The 1,830-nt window shown below is 61.7% G+C and carries 2 protein-coding genes; both read left to right on the forward strand.

Annotation, left to right across the window (positions count from 1 at the left end; all coding sequences use genetic code 11):
- Positions 1-1,272, forward strand: a 1,272-nt coding sequence (locus VIF40_RS10350; protein WP_331937438.1) for an HsdM family class I SAM-dependent methyltransferase, incomplete at its 5' end; no start/stop codon positions are given.
- The coding region (locus VIF40_RS10355) for a restriction endonuclease subunit S (RefSeq protein WP_331937439.1) at positions 1,269-1,830 on the forward strand (562 nt) is incomplete at its 3' end. The genes VIF40_RS10350 and VIF40_RS10355, both read left to right, overlap by 4 nt.

A 1,830-nucleotide genomic window follows, 5' to 3' on the forward strand; every position in this document is an offset into this window, starting at 1 on the left:
GAAGGCGTCACGAGGCTCGCGCTCTATCGCCGCATATTGGCCGATCTCGGCGATCCGCAGAAGAAGCGCGACCGCACCGTGCAGGCGATCTTCGCCAATGCCGCGACCTTCATCCGCGAGCCGGTCAATCTCGACAAGCTCGTCGCCGCCATCGACGATCTGCATTGGTTCACCGAGGAGCGCGATTCCTTCGGCGATCTCTATGAAGGCCTGTTGCAGAAGAACGCCGAGGAGACGAAGCGCGGCGCCGGGCAATATTTCACCCCGCGCGTGCTCATCGACCTTCTGGTGCGGCTCATGAAGCCCAAGGCGGGCGAGGTGATCCAGGACCCGGCGGCCGGAACCGGCGGCTTTCTCATCGCCGCCAATCGCTTCATCAAGGCGGAGACCGACGATCTCTTCACTCTCGCGCCGAAGCAGCAGGAGTTCCAGCTCCGCTACGCCCTCCATGGCATGGAGAATGTCGAGGGCGTCTATCGCCTGCTGCTGATGAATCTCTTCCTGCATGGCGTCGACAGCCTGCGCATAGAGCTCGGCGACACGCTCTCGCCGGCCGGCGCCGATCTCGAGAACGCTGATCTCATCCTCACAAATCCGCCTTTCGGTCCGGCGGGCGGACGGCCCTCGCGCGACGATCTCACCGTGACGGCCTCGGTCTCCTCCTATCAATTGCCCTTCGTCGAGCATTGCATCCGTAAGCTCAAAGCCGGAGGACGCGCCGCCGTCGTCGTGCCGGATAATATTCTGTTCGAAGATGGGCGCGGGCGCGAATTGCGCCGCATGCTGATGGACCGTTGCGACTTGCACACGATCCTGCGCCTGCCGACCGGCATTTTTTATGCGCAGGGCGTGAAGACCAATGTGCTCTTCTTTTCGAAGGGCGAGGGCGACAGCGGGCAGACGAGCCAAGTCTGGGTCTACGATTTGCGCGCCAATATGCCCGCCTTCGGCAAGACGAGCCCTTTGACGCCGGCGCATTTCGCCGATTTCGAGCAGGCCTTCGGCGACGATCCGCATGGCCGCGGCGCCCGCCGGGACGAAGGCGAGGAGGGGCGCTTCCGCCGCTTCTCCCGCGAGGACATCGCCGCGCGCGGCGACAATCTCGACCTCGCCTGGCTGCGCGACACGTCGAGCGACCCGGAAGATGCGATGAGCGAGCCGGAGGAGCTGATCGGCGCGATCCTCGGACATCTCAGAAGCGCGCTCGCGGAGATCGAGGTTCTGAGCGAGGAGCTGGAGGGGAGCGAAGCGGTCGCCGAGGCGGCGCAATGAACGAGCTGCCGAAGGGTTGGTATCGGGCGCCACTCGAGCAGATCGCCGGTATCAAGCTTGGAAAGATGCTCGACAAAGCCAAGAACAAAGGCGATCTATATCCGTATCTCAGAAATGTAAACGTGCGCTGGGGGGACATCGAGCTTTCTGATTTATTGGAAATGCCTTTCCTTCCCGATGAGCTTGATACGTATTGCATTCAGGACGGCGACCTATTTATCTGCGAGGGTGGCGAACCTGGACGATCCGCGGTCTGGAGACGCGGACAGACATCGGTCAAATTTCAAAAAGCTATTCATCGTGTTCGTTTTGAAGAGGGAATGACGCCCGAGTTTTTCGCCGCCGAACTACGATACGCAGCCGCTGTGGGAAGTCTGGATGAGCTGTTCGTCGGAACGACTATCAAGCATTTAACAAGACAAGTTCTTGCGGCGCGTGCTTTCCCTGTTCCGCCGTCGGAAGAACAACGCCGCATCGTCGCCAAACTGGATGCGCTGGACGCGAGCGCGAAACGCGCCCGCGCCGATCTCGACCGCATCCCCACCCTCGTCGCCCGCG

Origin of the sequence: Methylosinus sp. (assembly GCF_036560965.1) — a bacterium.
Classification (GTDB): Bacteria; Pseudomonadota; Alphaproteobacteria; order Rhizobiales; family Beijerinckiaceae; genus Methylosinus.